Annotated in this window: 12 protein-coding genes; 5 read left to right on the top strand and 7 right to left on the bottom strand. The window is 64.2% G+C overall.

The genetic code is table 11. From position 1 onward, the window contains the following. Positions 1 to 12: 12 nt before the first annotated feature. A complete protein-coding gene (locus tag ACFQDI_RS16255; RefSeq protein ID WP_377168640.1) occupies positions 13 to 1,038 on the bottom strand; it encodes a TraR/DksA family transcriptional regulator in 1,026 nt (341 codons plus the stop codon). A gap of 193 nt (positions 1,039 to 1,231) precedes the next feature. Between ACFQDI_RS16255 and ACFQDI_RS16250 the strand changes: the two genes are divergently transcribed. Further along, the gene (locus ACFQDI_RS16250) at positions 1,232 to 1,615 is read left to right on the top strand and encodes a DUF4282 domain-containing protein (protein WP_377168639.1); all 384 of its coding nucleotides are present in this window, start codon (positions 1,232 to 1,234) and stop codon (positions 1,613 to 1,615) included. A gap of 144 nt (positions 1,616 to 1,759) precedes the next feature. Next, positions 1,760 to 2,950 carry a complex I subunit 1/NuoH family protein gene (locus tag ACFQDI_RS16245; protein WP_377168637.1) on the top strand — a complete coding sequence of 397 codons (1,191 nt, stop codon included), beginning with the start codon at positions 1,760 to 1,762 and terminating at the stop codon, positions 2,948 to 2,950. An 84-nt stretch (positions 2,951 to 3,034) separates the two neighbouring features. On the opposite strand, the gene ACFQDI_RS16240 is transcribed toward ACFQDI_RS16245, so the two are convergent. Continuing rightward, complete coding sequence (locus ACFQDI_RS16240) at positions 3,035 to 3,451, bottom strand: VanZ family protein (protein WP_377168635.1); 417 nt, start codon at positions 3,449 to 3,451, stop codon at positions 3,035 to 3,037. 125 nt (positions 3,452 to 3,576) lie between these two features. On the opposite strand from ACFQDI_RS16240, the gene ACFQDI_RS16235 reads away from it, so the two are divergent. Both ACFQDI_RS16235 and ACFQDI_RS16230 read left to right on the top strand, forming a co-directional pair. Beyond that, complete coding sequence (locus ACFQDI_RS16235; RefSeq protein ID WP_377168633.1) at positions 3,577 to 4,314, top strand: 3-keto-disaccharide hydrolase; 738 nt, start codon at positions 3,577 to 3,579, stop codon at positions 4,312 to 4,314. A 22-nt stretch (positions 4,315 to 4,336) separates the two neighbouring features. Next, a complete protein-coding gene (locus ACFQDI_RS16230; RefSeq protein WP_377168631.1) occupies positions 4,337 to 5,059 on the top strand; it encodes a hypothetical protein in 723 nt (240 codons plus the stop codon). 327 nt (positions 5,060 to 5,386) lie between these two features. On the opposite strand, the gene ACFQDI_RS16225 is transcribed toward ACFQDI_RS16230, so the two are convergent. The 5 genes from ACFQDI_RS16225 to ACFQDI_RS16205 all read right to left on the bottom strand — a co-directional run bounded on the left by ACFQDI_RS16225 (position 5,387) and on the right by ACFQDI_RS16205 (position 9,206). Further along, positions 5,387 to 5,803, bottom strand: a complete 417-nt coding sequence (locus ACFQDI_RS16225; RefSeq protein ID WP_377168629.1) for an OsmC family protein — start codon at positions 5,801 to 5,803, stop codon at positions 5,387 to 5,389. 22 nt (positions 5,804 to 5,825) lie between these two features. Then, positions 5,826 to 6,464 carry a plastocyanin/azurin family copper-binding protein gene (locus tag ACFQDI_RS16220; RefSeq protein ID WP_377168627.1) on the bottom strand — a complete coding sequence of 213 codons (639 nt, stop codon included), beginning with the start codon at positions 6,462 to 6,464 and terminating at the stop codon, positions 5,826 to 5,828. A gap of 142 nt (positions 6,465 to 6,606) precedes the next feature. Next, positions 6,607 to 7,479 carry an alpha/beta hydrolase family protein gene (locus ACFQDI_RS16215; protein WP_377168625.1) on the bottom strand — a complete coding sequence of 291 codons (873 nt, stop codon included), beginning with the start codon at positions 7,477 to 7,479 and terminating at the stop codon, positions 6,607 to 6,609. 5 nt (positions 7,480 to 7,484) lie between these two features. Further along, entirely contained in the window at positions 7,485 to 7,922 is a 438-nt protein-coding gene (locus tag ACFQDI_RS16210; RefSeq protein ID WP_377168623.1) for a hypothetical protein, read from the bottom strand. 96 nt (positions 7,923 to 8,018) lie between these two features. Beyond that, positions 8,019 to 9,206 carry a TolB-like translocation protein gene (locus tag ACFQDI_RS16205; protein WP_377168621.1) on the bottom strand — a complete coding sequence of 396 codons (1,188 nt, stop codon included), beginning with the start codon at positions 9,204 to 9,206 and terminating at the stop codon, positions 8,019 to 8,021. Between the two features lie 135 nt (positions 9,207 to 9,341). Here ACFQDI_RS16205 and ACFQDI_RS16200 point away from each other — a divergent pair, with 135 nt between their 5' ends. Beyond that, entirely contained in the window at positions 9,342 to 13,094 is a 3,753-nt protein-coding gene (locus ACFQDI_RS16200) for a WD40 repeat domain-containing serine/threonine protein kinase (protein WP_377168619.1), read from the top strand. The last annotated feature ends 1,147 nt before the right edge of the window (positions 13,095 to 14,241 follow it).

The following is a 14,241-nucleotide window of genomic DNA, read 5'->3' as shown; positions in this document are numbered from 1 at the left end:
GTGGAGGCTAGATCACTCTTTGGAGAAGTCAAGCGATTCGCCAGAGTTGTTGTTCGAAGAGCTCGGCGCGGCATCATCATCATCCTTGTCGTCGTCGGCGGCATCGTCCGCATTGTCGAGTCCAAAGAGGGAGTGCACCGGGCGGCTCCAGCGGCCGCTCATCTGGCTGCGCTCGATCTTTTCCTGGTAGGCCACGGAGAAACGCGCGAAAGGCATCGCCTCCAGTCGCTCTTCCGGGATCTTGGTGCCGGTGCCTTCGCACACGCCATACGTGCCGGTCTCGATGCGCTTCAGCGCCTCGTTGATTTCATAGAGGGCATCCTGTTCCTTGCCCAGGAGGCTGAGGGCGAAGTCGCGGTCATACGCATCGCTGCCGGCATCGGCCTGATGCATGCCGAAGGCGGAGGCGTCGCCGTTTTCATTGCGGATGGTTTCGCTGGCCACGCCTTCGATGGAGTTGAGGTAGGCGTCGCGCAGCTCCACCAGGCGCTGCTTCTGCTTCTTGAGGAAAGGCGTCATCTTCACCGGGCCCTTGGCGATCTCGATGGTGATGCCTTCTTCCTCACGGTTGATGCGTGAGCGGGGCGTACCCGTGGTGGAGACAGAAGTGCGGGTTTTGGGAGTCAGCGGCGCAGGCGCGCTCTTCGGGGCGGGCTTCGCGGCCTTGACCGGAGCGGCCGCAGGGGCTGCCTTCACGGGCGCTGCCTTGGCAGCTGGTGCGGGCTTGGTCTCCTTGGCCGGAGCCTTGGCGGCTGGCTTCTTGGCGGCTGGCGCGGCCTTGGCTGCGGGCTTTTTGGCAGGGGCGGCTGCTTTCTTGGCGGGGGCTTTTTTCGGGGCGGGTTTCTTCACAGGTGTGGGGGAGGGTTTCTTCGGAGCGGGCTTTTGCGGCGCCGCTTTCTTCGAAATGGGCTTGCTCTTCGGTTTCGCGGCCTTGGCAGGGGCGGGCTTGCTCTTCGACTTCACCGCCTTCACCGGAGCTTTTTTCACAGGCTTGGCAGCGGACTTCTTAACTGCGGGTTTCTTGGATTTCGCAGGCATGACTTTGGCGGTGTTGGGTTAGTCGATGAACGTCTCCTTCCTTGCGCCCGGCAGCAGGGCGGAAAAAGAGGCGCGGATTCTGGCTGCGGTTCTCCCCACGCGCAACCAGTATTCCAGCACCGCCACAAGGTTCCCGTTTCAGCCTGTGATCTGGCCGGTTGCACCTGCCTGGCACAGGCCTACTCTTGCCCCCATGAATGCCGAGCCCCCCTCCAGTTCCGTGCTCTCCAGCCTCTGGCTGCAGATCCGCGCCGTCCTCGATCTGGTGCTGGATCTCTCCTTCCAGCGCTTTGTGACGCCGCGCCTGGTGCGCATGCTCTACGTGCTCAGCCTGCTGGCGGCGGCCTTTTACGCCTTCTCCTACATGTTCAGCGGGTTTAAAAACGGCACCTTCACCGGCCTTTTCCAGATGGCCACGGCCCCGCTGGCCTTTCTGCTCTACCTCATCGTGGCCCGTGTCACCGTGGAGCTGATCCTGGCCATCTTCCGCATCGCCGACCACCTGGCGCCGAGACCCGATGAGCCCGGAGCCAAGCCGCCGGTGAAGCCGGGGAATTTCACCGACCCGGTGCGGTAGGCGGAGGTATGACGAATGAGTAAATCCGAATGACGAGCCCTGCGGCCCTGGAGGCTGCGGCGGGAGACTTTGTGAAATTTTTCACAAATTGCGGTTGCCGCCCCCGGCTGCACCCTGATAATCGAGCCGCCGATGTACACTCCCATGCTCGCCACCTTCGATCTCATTGCGCTCGCCGTCTCGGTGGGGAAGATCGTTTTCCTCACCTTTCTGGTCATCCTCCCCCTGGTGTCCATCGCCGTTTACTTTGAGCGACGCATCTCCGCCGTCATCCAGGACCGCGTGGGCCCCAACCGCGTGGGCGTGCCGCTGACCCTCTTTGGCTTCAAGAAAGACTGGCAGCCCTTCGGCATCGGCGGCCTCGCCCAGGCAGCCGCAGACGGCCTGAAGTTCATCCTCAAGGAGGACTTCGTCCCCTCCCATGTCCGCACTTTCTACTACTGGCTGGCGCCTTGCCTCACCGTGGTGCCCGCGCTCCTCACCTGCGTGGTCCTGCCCTTCGGCAGCGAGCTCAATCTCTCCTTCCTCGGCATCGCCGAACCGGTCAAGCTGGTGATCGCAGACCTCAGCATCGGCCCTCTCTTCACCTTCGCCATCGCCTCCCTCGGCGTTTACGGCATCGTGCTCGCCGGCTGGTCCTCCAACTCCAAGTATCCCTTCCTCGGCGGCGTGCGCGCCAGCGCGCAGATGATCTCCTATGAGATGTCACTCGGCCTGTCCATCATCCCGGTGCTGATGATCTTTGGCGAACTCAACCTCACCAAGATGTCCTCCTTCCAGGACGCCAACGGCTGGCTGCTCCTGCCCTTCTGGGGCGAAGGCCTCAGCCTCTCCCGCTGGGTGCTCCTCATCCCCATCGTCATTTCCTTCGTCATCTTCACCGTCTCCATGTTTGCCGAGACGAACCGCCTCCCCTTTGACCTCGCCGAGTGCGAAACGGAGCTCGTCGCCGGCTACCACACCGAGTACAGCTCCATGAAGTTCGCCCTCTTCTTCATGGGTGAATACGCCGCCATGATCATCGGCTCCGGCATGGCCGTCACACTCTTCCTCGGCGGCTGGAGCATCCCCTTCTGGCCCTACCTGGAGAAAATCATCCCGCTGCAGCTCCACTACACGCCTGACACCACGCCGTTCTACACCGGCCTGCTGCACATCGGCACCTTCTTCGCCAAGGTCTTCGGCTTCATCGTCTTCTTCATCATCATCCGCTGGACCCTCCCCCGCTTCCGCTTTGACCAGCTCATGGCCCTCGGCTGGAAGGTCTTCTTCGAGCTCGCGCTCGCAAACGTCTTCCTCACGGCGGTGCTGATGTATTACTTCCCGCTGAAATAAGGCGAAGCCAAGTTGCTCAGTTGCGCCGCAACTGAGGCCTCTTCTGCCCACGACAGCCCCAGCGCACGATTCAAAGCCCTGCCTCTACCCCTGCGTGACCGCCGGCCTGCCAAGGCCCGCCCACTTCTGCACGCACATGGCGATGCAGGCGCCTATAAAGCCGCCGAACACATCAGCCGTCCAGTCCCACACATCCCCGCCGCTGCGGCCCGGCGTGTAGGTTTGGTGCCACTCATCAAAGCCGCCGATGGCCCCACAGAACAGGACGGATGCGAGAATGGCCATCGCCGTGGCTCCGGCACGGCCCGCCAGACGCAGGCTCAGCACAAAGCACATGCCGCCAGCCGAGAAAAAAACCGCGTGCTCCAGCTTGTCCACACCTTCAAACTTCGCCGGCGACGGCAGATGACTCTGGGACGAAAGCCAGTACAGCGTGCCAAACCACAGCAGCACCAGAACACGCCAGAGCCACGGCGACGAAAAGAAGCGGGGGAGTTGCATCGTCAGCCGCGTTATCACCCCCCTTGCCAAACAGCAAGCACGATCCGGCCCTTCCCGCAAAGCGATAGACAAACCTGAGCCTGCACGTTAAACCTCGCCCGACTGATTCTCACCACCAACCCATCATGAAACTGCACCTCGCCCTTGCCGCCTTGTTCGCCGCCCTCTCCTTCGCCAGCGCAGAGGAAAAAGAAATCTTCAATGGCAAGGACCTCACCGGCTGGGAAGGCAACAAGGACCTCTGGAGCGTGCAGGACGGCGCCATCACCGGCAGGACGCCCGCGGCCCCTGCCGACCCTGAGAAACCCGACGCCCCGGTCAAGAGCATCCTCAAGCACAACACCTTCCTCATCTGGAAAGGCGGCACCGTGGGCGACTTCGAGCTCACGTTTCAGTACCGCATCGAAAAGGGAAACTCCGGTGTGCAGTACCGCAGCAAGGAACTCCCTGCCGGCGAAAACGGCCCCATCATCAGCGGCTATCAGGCCGACTTCGAGGCCGGCAAGACCTACAGCGGCATCCTCTATGAGGAGCGCGGTCGCGGCATCCTCGCCAAGCGCGGTGAAAAAACCGTGATCAAGCCCGCCGCAGACGGCGGCAAGAAAGCCGTGGTGGAAGTCACCGGCAGCGTGGGCGAAAGCGACGCCATCCAGGCCAGCATCAAATCCGAAGACTGGAACGAGTATCGCATCGTCGCCAAGGGCAACCACGTGCAGCATTTCATCAACGGCATGCAGACCATCGACGTCACCGACGAAGACGCAGCCAACGCCCCCAAGGAAGGCCTGCTGGCCCTGCAGATCCACGCCGGCCCGCCGATGGTGGTGCAGTTCAAAAACTTCAAGCTCGTCGAAACGAAGTAGCCGTGCTTAGTTGCCCGCCGTCATGACCCGACTGCTCCTCTCCACGTTTTTCCTCCTCATCACCTGCGGCTTCGCCACCAAGGCCGCCGCAGAAACCGAATACCTCGTCGTCAGCGGCGGGCCTGCGGTGCGTGAGTTTGAAGACCTGCGCAAACCCGGGGAGCAGCATGACCGCTGGTGGGGAAACTTCATCCGCACCGCCCGTGTGCGCATGCAGGAGATCCACCAGACCGCCCCTGCGGGCACACGCATCACCTGGCTGGTGTATCGGGACGCCTACGTCCGCCGCGCCGCCTCCGAGCACCAGCCTCTGATGCAGAACGTGGAGTCCGTGACCAAGGCCTACCCCTACATCAATCTCGTCTGGTTCCGCAGCACGGACGAACTCATCCGCTACATCAATCACGGAGGCGCGGCAGGCCGCAGCGGCCTGAAGATCTCCGGCTTCGAGTACTTCGGCCACTCCAACAAGTACAGCTTCATGTTTGACTACAGCTCGGACGTCTACGCCACCTCCACCGCCTGGCTGCATGAGAACGACCTGCGCAAGATCAGCCGCTGGGCCTTCAGCGGCAAGGCCTACTGCCAGAGCTGGGGCTGCCACACCGCCGAAAGCTTCAGCAAAGCTTGGAAACGCGCCACCGGCACCAAAATGGTGGGCGCCCAGGGCAAGACCGACTACTCCGACATGCACCTGCGCAACTGGCACGTGGGCCTCTCCAGCGGCGCACGCTGGGTGCGCTAGGACAAGCCTTAGACTTGGTAGCTGGGCCACAATTCCTCCCTGGCGTTCTCCTCTGGGACAAACGCTCACCGGAACCCCTTTGTTGATCCACCAGTGGGGCGCTTCGTTAGGCAGGCCGGGCACAAGTGCAGAAGCCCCCTCCCGTCCCTTCTTGCGGATGACATGGGCAGTCATGATTCTCCCCGTTCGCTGGCAGTCCCGACCTGCACGATGAACGTCTCCCCCACTCGGCGGCACCTGATGCCATAATACCACGAGCTGTTGAAAACAGGTCAACGCTGATCCGTGGCGGCTGGACAAACAACCGCCACGCACGCACAGAGCGGCTTACTTGCCGCTCCACACAAACGTCACCGGCTTGTCGATGTCCGGATGCACGCTGTGGTGCACAGGGCAGCCGAGGGCGGTGGCTTCCAGAAGCTTGCGGTCCGGATGATCTTCCGGCAGCGGGATCTCGATGGTGATGGGCAGGCGCACGATGCGGCGCGGGCTGTCCTCGCTCATGTGCTTCTCCACGCTCACCTTCATGCCCGCGATGTCATAGCCCTTTTGCTGGGCCTTGATGCCGATGACGGTGGCCATGCAGGAGGCCAGCGCCGTGGCCACCAGATCGGTGGGGCTGAAGGACTCCCCCTTCCCGTGGTTGTCCACAGGGGCGTCGGTGATGAACTGGTTCTGGGATGGGCCATGCGTGGCCCGGCAGCGCAGGCCGCCTTCGTAATCGACACTGATGGAGACGGCCATGGCTGTAAGGAAAAGCTGAGGCTTACTGCACGGTGATGACGCCGTTCATCAGCATGAAGTGGCCGGGGAAAGTGCAGAAGAAGGGGTACTCACCGGCGGCTGGCACGGTGAACTCGATGCTCTCGCTCTGGCCGGGCTGCACCAGCTTGGTGTGGGCGAGGATGTCCGGGGAGTCGGGGATGAAGCCCTTGTCCGGGATGGTCATGCCGGCGGTGGCGATCGCGGACATCTTGTCCTTGGTGCCCGCCTTGCCGATCACCACATTGTGCGGCAGCGGCAGCGGGTGCGTGTTGTTGAAGGTCAGCTTGATCTTCTGACCCGCCTTCGCGCTGATGGTTTTGGTGTCAAAAGCCATGCCGCTGGGGCCTTCTGGCTTCAGGGTCACCTCCAGCACAGCCAGGCCGGCGGCAGGGGCTGCGGCTGGCGCGGCAGCAGCCGCAGGTGCGGCGGCGGCAGGCGCAGCAGCCGGTGCAGCAGCCGGTGCAGCAGCGGCGGCTGGCGCAGCCTCGGCTTTCGGCTTCGGACGCAGGGAGCCCAGGCCATCGAATACAAAAGCCAGCACCCAGAGCAGCACACCACCACCGATGGCAGATCCGATGATCACGTTGAGAACAGACCAGATGGAGGAGGATTTTTCCGAGGAATGGGAGTGCGCAGACATGGGCTTGGGGTGGGGATTGAGCGCTCATCAGAGCACAGCAGCGCCTGAAAGCAACCACCGTCTGATTGCGGGAAAATTCAGCCCGCTGCCAGCTCTGGCGGCACGGGGAAAAGGAGGCCCGCCGGGGGGCGCAAAAGCCCCGTTATTTCACCTGCGCCGGCTGCTGCCTGGGCGTTTCCCCGGTCACCTTCGCCATTGCCAGCCCGACCTGGGGGGAGATCAGGTCCAGCAGGTCGTTGTGGTGACCGCCCGGCACAGCTTGAAAGGTCACCATTTTCGGGTGGGCCGCCGCCAGCTCGGCCCCCATTCGCACCGGGATCACCTCATCCTCAGCCCCGTGGAATATCACAAATCTCGCCCCTGCGCGTGCGGCCATCTCTTCCAGTGTCTGGCGGTTGTTGAACCGGTGCATGTTCAGGTGGCACAGCGGCCAGCCCAGCACGATCCGGCCCATGTCCGTCATCGTGGTGAAGGGAGAGAGCAGCACACCGCGCCGGATGTCGAGATCCGCCGCCGCCATCAGGGCCGCCGCAGCGCCCAGGGAATGTCCCAGCACAGCCAGCCGCGGCTGCAGCTCAGACATGGAGGTGTGCAGGTGCACGGCCAGCGCCTCCACCGCAGCCTTGCCGCTCTCGCGGATCCGCGCCGGAGTCGGGTGGCCCTCGCACTCACCGTAGCTCGGGTAGTCCACCAGCAGGTAGGCATAGCTCGCGTCCCATTGGTCGGCCTCATACAGCCAGTCCAGCGCCAGGGCCCCGTTCCCTCCAAAGCACAGCCAGACCGTCCGCGGCAGCCCTCTCTCCGGCGCACGCGGGGGTATGTAAAACGCCGTCTGCCCCCCCTGGGAGGTCTCAAACCTCACACGCTGCCCGTGCGCGCTCTCCAGCATGGCCTCATGCTCCACCTGGTAGGCATTCGGGTGGTAGATCAGGCCGGACTGGCAGCTGAGCAGAAAAATCACAGGCACAAGGAGGAAAAGGACGGTCAGACGCACAAGGCGTTTCCAGAGCGGCATGGCATTCAGTCGGGGGAGTAGGTCTTGGACTTCAGCTTGCCCTCTTTGAAAGCCAAAATGATGCCTTCGCAATTGGGTTCTGCTGCATTTTCCGGATCCATGAAAAAAGTCAGGCTCCTGTCATCCTCGATCATGAGCAGGGGCCTCTTCCGTCCTCCCTCCGCAGGGTACTTCCGCGCCTGCCAGTCCATGATTTCTGCACGGGTCATCCCGAGCTCAATACCTTCGTAAAACTCCTTGTAGGTCCGCAGCCTCTCATCCGTCCACTCCGGATGCAGCGCCAGCAGCAGCAGTCCCGCAGGCGCCAGCGTCACGACGGAGATCAGCACCAGCAGCAGTTTCAGTCCGGCACGCCGCACCTTGCACGCCGTGATCAGCATGATCACCGTCGCCACACAGCCCAGCGCAGCCAGAACAAACAGAGGATGAGGGGAGGAACTCATGCCCGCACATGCTGAAGGGTGCCGCTGGGAAAGGCGATCAAAATCTCCACACTGCCCCGGAGCCTGGCGGCAAAAAGCCTGCCGTCGGCGCAGCACTCAGGCCCCCACCACAAAGAGGGAGGTCACCAGCCTGCGCGTGCTCACCTTTTCTGGCTTCGCGCCCCCCGCCTCCAGGCGGAAGACCCCCGAGCCATTCGAAAAAAAGATCGTCCCACCCGCGCCCACCGCATAGGCCATCACACCTTCGCAGACCACCTTCGCGTCCTCCCCGGGCACATGGCGCATCAGCTGCCAGTTGCGTGGCACCAGGTTGCTCAGCTCTTCCTGCGCCGCCTTGCGCATCGCCTTCTCCATGCTGACCCACCGCCCGTGCAGAAACACCGCCTTCGGGTCTGCCGCCTGCGGCTGCGGAGGCTTGCCCGCCGTTTGCAAAGGCTTGCCCGTAAACAGCATCGAAAACACATTCAAAAAGCCAAACACAGCCCGCACCAGCCGGAAAGGAAACAGCACGATGTCCTTCAGGATGCCCCAAAACGAAGGCGTATGGAAAGGCTCATACGGCCTGCGCAGGTAGTACAGCACCCCCTCCGGCGAAAAGGCGGGGCAGAGAAAGTCAAACCGCTCATCCTCAGCCACCGTCTCCATCGCGCGGGTGTCCAGATTCAGCCGGTGCAGAGCCGCAGGCCCCAGCCCCGCCCACTCACTCGTCCGCGCATGACGGCCGATCCCGCACGTCTGATACACCAGCGCCCGCTGCTCCCCAGGCTCCCACACTGGAAAAGTGTCCAGCGAATCCCCCTCCGTCAGCTCCACCAGACCTCCGCCCGCTTCCGGCCTGAAAAGACAGACGCGGCTCACCCCATGGTCCTGCGCCGCCGCCAGCAGCCATTCAGGCCCGTCCTCGCTCCGCCGTGTCGAGATCGACGTAAACCGGTGCTTCGGGCCATGCAGCAGGCGGCGCTCATACTTCTCTTCAGGCTGGTATTCGAACAGCGCACGCACACCGTCCGCATCGATCGCGTAGCAGACCGCCTCCCCCTGGCTCCCAGCGCACGAAAACTCACTGTGAAAAGTGTCCTCCACGCTCACCCCCTCCGCAGACGGCAGCCCCCCGCGCAGAAAGCTGGCACCACTGCCGCCGCCCCGGAAGCTCTGCCGGTCCTGCACGCTCTGCAGCCGCTTTTTCAGCTGGCTGGCAAATTCAGACACGATCTCCACCTCACCGCCATCCCTCGGTTTCAGATAAAGTCTGCCATTGGAGATGTAGCCGATTTGTCCGCTCATAAAATAAAGGCTCGAATTTCCCGCCCTCAGAAAAAATCTGCAAGCAAACATCCAGAAAAGTACACCCCCCAACCTTTTTGCACCCACCGTTTCACAAGGCTTGCCCGCAGGGCCGTTCTCTGAAACATTGCCCCTGTGAACCCTGACCCGGCCCAACCTGCACCCACCCCCTCGGACGACACGGATGCGAAGTTCATGCCGCCCGAAGAAACACCCACCGGCATGGTCACCATGGGGCCCGAGGATGTCACCATCGCCATCCCCAATCTCAAGCCAGGCAGGCCGCCCTCACCCGCGCAGAGCACTCCCCCGCCCCCCCAGGAGATCCTCACCGGCATGGTCACCCTGGGCCCGGAAGATCAGACCATCGCCATCCCCAATCCCAGCCGCACCCTCCCGGCGGCCACCATGGGGTCCGCCCCCCAGCCTCCGCCCTCCCTCGCCACCGGCAGCATCACCCTCGGCCCGGAGGATCAGACCATCGCCATCCCCACCGGAAAGCCCCGGACACTCCCAGGCGCAGCCACCCTCCCCGGTGCCGCCACCCTGCCCAGCCACGGCGGCCTCCCCGCCGCCACCGCAGCCTCCATGGCCTCCATGGGCAGCACCTCCAAGCCGAGGTCGCACATGGAGTCCCTCACCGGCAATGACGGCTGGATCGGCGACCGCTACCGCCTCCTCGACAAGCTCGGCGAAGGCGGCTTCGGCGTCGTTTACCGCGCCGAGCAGGTCAAGCCCATCCACCGCATCGTCGCCATCAAGATCGTCAAGGCAGGCGTCACCTCCTCAGACATCCTCGGCCGCTTCGCCATCGAGCAGCGCACCCTCGCCATCATGGAGCACCCCAACATCGCCCGCATCCTCGATGCCGGCGAGACGGACATCGGCGCCCCCTACTTCGTCATGGAGATGGTCAAAGGCCGCTCCATCACCAGCTACTGCAAGCAAAACGACCTCGACCTCCGCCAGCGCCTCGCACTCTTCATCCCCGTCTGCCGCGCCGTCAATCACGCCCACCAGAAGGGCATCATCCACCGCGACATCAAGCCGGGCAACATCATGGTCATGGACGAAGCCGGCAAGGCCGTCCCCAAGGTCATCGACTTCGGCATCGCCAAGGTCCTCGAAGGCGAAGGCTCCGGCCACACCATCGCCACCGGCGTCGACCAGCTCGTCGGCACCCCCGGCTACATCAGCCCCGAGCAGATCGAAAACGGCAGCTCCCACGTCGACACCCGCTCAGACGTCTACGCCCTCGGCGGCGTCTTCTTTGAGCTCATCTGCGGCAAGCCCCTCATCACCCCGGCGGACATCGCCTCCAAGCCCGTCCACATCCTCCTCCGCGACCTCGCGGAGAAAGATCCCCCCAAGCCCTCCTCCATCGAGCCCACCGTCCAGGGAGACCTCGACTGGATCGCCCTCAAGGCCCTCGAGCGCGACCCCAACCGCCGCTACGGCAGCGCAGACGATCTCGCCGACGACATCACCCGCTACCTCAGCTTCCAGCCCATCACCGCCCGCCCCCCCAGCAGAAGCTACCTCATCACCAAGTTCGTCCGCCGTCATCGCGTCGGCGTCGCCGCCGCCATCGCCATCGCCCTCGCCGTCCTCATCGGCGGCATCACCAGCACCGCCCTCTACTTCAAGGCCGAGCGCAACCGCGCCGAAGCCGAGCTCGGCCGCGAAAACCTCAAAAAATCCTTCAGCCGCTCCGACGAGCAGATGGCACGCCAGTTCACCGAGCGCGGCCAGTACAACGACGCCGTCGCCTACCTCACACGCTCCCTCCGCACAGACCCCTCCAACGAGCTCGCCTCCGTCAATCTCCTCTCCCTCCTCGCCAACGTCCACCTCATCCGCCCGGACACCGCCCCGCTCACCCTGCCCGAAGGTGCCGCAGAAGCCTCCAAAGTCGCCATCAGCCGCGAGACCGGCAAAGTCCTGGCCGCCTCCTTCATCCGACCCGCCGTCCAGCCCTCCGCCCCTCCGCCCCCCCGCCGCCAGGTCATTTCCGTCTGGAACACCAAAACCGGCGAGCGCACCGACCACCCCGTCCCCCCCGGCGTCGAAATCACCTGCCTCGACGTCACCCCCGACGGCCAGCACGCCGTCATCGCCCGCGACGACGGCAACGTCGAGCTCTGGACCCTCCAGGACGGCAGGCGCCGCAATCTCCAGCCGCGCATGCCCAGCATCGTCACCTGCATCACCTTCTCCGGCAACGGCACCAAACTCCTCGCAGGCAGCGAAGTGGACGCCAGCGACATGGGCTCCATCCACCTCTGGGACCTCCGCCAGCCCCAGCAGCCCGCCGTCGTCATGAAGCAGAAAGGCGCCGTCGGCGAGATCGCCGTGGACAACGACGGCGTCTTCGCCACCTCCATCTTCAGCGGCAGCCTCATCGACCCCACCGGCCCCGACGGCGCCGCCACCACCTGGGACCTCCGCCTCGGCCAGCCCGTCGGCGACCCCGTCGAGGTGGACAAAGGCCTCCTCCACGTCGCCATCGAGCCCGCCAAAGAGCTCATCGCCCTCGGCATGAACAACGGCGAAGTCTTCGTCGGCAGCTTCCGCAACGGCGGCGAAGTCGTCAAGCCCTTCACCCACCCCTCCTCCATCACCTCCCTCGCCTTCAGCGCAGACGGCCAGAGCATCGTCGTCGGCGACGGCGGCGGCTACGTCCACATCTGGAACCTCAACGACGGCCACCTCCGCTTCCCCACCCGCAAGCACGACGGCGAAATCATCAAAGCCACCCCCGCCGCAGACACCAGCCTCATCACCACCCTCTCCAGGCACGGCGACGTCAGCGTCTTCGACATCCAGACCGGAGCCCTCCTCTCCTCCCACATCGAATACTCCGTCAAAGACGCCCGCATCACCCGCGACGGCTCCTACCTCGTTCTCGCCCCCCGCGGCGTCCCCTCCATCCAGGTCTGGGACATTCACGAGCGCATGTCCCGCCGCAAATTCGTCGACGTCCTCGACAAAAACCTCATCACCCGCATCAAAGGCCCGGACAACTCCCCCGAGCAGCTCCGCTTCTCCGAAGCCGGCGGCGCCAACCGCCAGAAATCCCTCTACGCCGCCGCCGACCCCGACGGCACCGTCTTCATCTACGACGCCAAAACCCTCAAACCCCTCGGCAAGCCCTTCCACCATCCCCCCGCCGTCGGCGCCGTCACCCTCACCCAGGACGGAAAACTCCTCATCACCTCCGGGCGCGACCGCGCCGTCCGCGTCTGGGACATCGCCACCCGCCAGAACATCGTCACCATGCCACATCACTCCTATGTGCCGGTCCTCGCCCTCAGCCCCGACGACCAGCGCCTCGTCACCGTCACCGACGAAGGCGAACTCCGCGTCTGGGAGCTCCGCAGCGGCAACTGCCTCACCCCCGGCATCCGCGACACCCCCCGCACCACCGACGAAGAAGAAGGCATCGTCGTCGCCCGCGTCTCCGACGACGGCACCCAGGTCCTCTTCCGCGTCTCCGGCCACGGCTTCTTCAGCGCCGCCATGCCCCCCCAGGGCACCACCCTCCCCGAGTGGTTCCTCAGGCTCGCCGAAGGCCTCGCCCGCCTCCGCCTCAATCCCTCAGGCAACATCGAAGAAGTCTCCCTCGAAGACTTCCAGGCCGCCGTCGCCGCCATTCCCCAGACCCCCGCCAAAGGCGAAGAAACCGCCCACACCTGGGCCCGCTGGCTCCTCGCCACCGCCGCCACCCGCCCCATCTCCCCCCTCGAGCGCCAGTCCTTCTCAGACTACCTCACCTCCCTCAAGCAGCAGGGCTCCCCCGCCGCCGCCCGCGAGCTCCTCCGCTACCGCCCCCGCGACAAAGACGCCGCCGATCGCGCCAAGCTCCTCGTCCCCGCCCTGCCAAAGTAGCTCAGTTGCGCCGCAACTGATCCGGGAACCAATCATTCGCTCATCACATTCCCACTCACCCAGCGCGAAGTCGTCCGCACTCTCCGAGTGCGGCTCCCAGCAGTCTCAAGCAGCAGGGCTCCCCCGCCCGCCAAAGTAGCTCAGTTGCGCCGCAACTGATCCGGGAACCAATCATTCGCTCATCACGTTCCCACTCACCCAGCGCGAAGTCGTCCACACTCTCCGAGTGCGGCTCCCAGCAGTCTCAAGCAGCAGGGCTCCTCCGCCCGCCAAAGTAGCTCAGTTGCGCCGCAACTGATACGGGAACCAATCATTCGCTCATCACATTCCCACTCACCCAGCGCGAAGTCGTCCGCACTCTCCGAGTGCGGCTCCCAGCAGTCTCAAGCAGCAGGGCTCCTCCGCCCGCCAAAGTAGCTCAGTTGCGCCGCAACTGATACGGGAACCAATCATTCGCTCATCACGTTCCCACTCACCCAGCGCGAAGTCGTCCGCACTCTCCGAGTGCGGCTCCCAGCAGTCTCAAGCAGCAGGGCTCCTCCGCCCGCCAAAGTAGCTCAGTTGCGCCGCAACTGATCCGGGAACCAATCACTCGCTCGTCACGTTCCCACTCACCCAGCGCGAAGTCGTCCACACTCTCCGAGTGCGGCTCCCAGCAGTCAGCAGACTGCCCGTACGACGGGTGTGGCGACAGCCCGCCCGTCCCCGAGCGTGTCCAAAAACACTCAAAGTTAGGCCTCCCCCATTTGGACTGCGGCCGCGCAGCGAGGCACGAGCGCAGCCACCGCTTTCCGCAGGCCGCATCCGCTTACGCCCTCCACGCACCCCTCGAACGCTACCCTCGAACGCACCACCTCGCCAGCCAGCTCTCGAAGGCCAACGGCCTTCCGTATTTCAGCCCAAGGATGCCGAGCTTTAGCAAGCGCTCCCCTGCGCAAGCACGCTCCCCCAAGTACGATGGACACTCCTTGTATGATGGGGTTGTTCTGCAATCGTGATTGCGGCTAAGCTGGCCGCAGGCTGGATGCTGCGGCAGGCTGGCCCTTTACACCAACCTGCCGCAGAGCGTTCCGGGGAGCCTGCGGGCACTCAAGGCCCTTGGAGGCCGTCGGACAGCAAAGCACCCGGGACGCCAGAACAGACGGTA

It is taken from the genome of Prosthecobacter fluviatilis (genome assembly GCF_042655725.1).
Lineage (GTDB): Bacteria > Verrucomicrobiota > Verrucomicrobiia > Verrucomicrobiales > Verrucomicrobiaceae > Prosthecobacter > Prosthecobacter fluviatilis.
Note: the sequence above shows the minus strand (reverse complement) of the source record. Positions and strands in the feature narration are given on the sequence as shown.